Here is a 284-nt window from a genome sequence, read left to right on the forward strand (position 1 = left end):
GGAGAAGCCCTTGCGCTGGAGCGCCTGCTCGAACGGGCGGGCGAGGAAGGCGTCGACATCCGCGATGCGACCCTGCTGCTGCCCGCTCCCGGCCATGCCGCCTTCAGCGTCTGCGATGCGCGCCTGGACTGCCGGCTGGACCTCGACCCGGCCAGCGGCCGGGTGCTGCCACCGATGCCGGCGCTGGACCTCCTGCTGAACCTGCACAAGAGCCTGTTCGTCGGCTTCCCCGGGCGGGTGCTGGTCAGCCTGTTCGGCGTATCGCTGTTGCTGCTGTGCCTGGC

At 71.1% G+C, this 284-nt stretch carries 1 pseudogene; it reads left to right on the plus strand.

The annotated features are described in order from the left end of the window. Positions 1-284: pseudogene (locus ACLJNW_RS24530) on the plus strand (hypothetical protein); the annotation flags it as partial.

It is taken from the genome of Salmonella sp. SAL4457, assembly GCF_046548235.1.
Classification (GTDB): Bacteria; Pseudomonadota; Gammaproteobacteria; order Enterobacterales; family Enterobacteriaceae; genus Salmonella; species Salmonella enterica.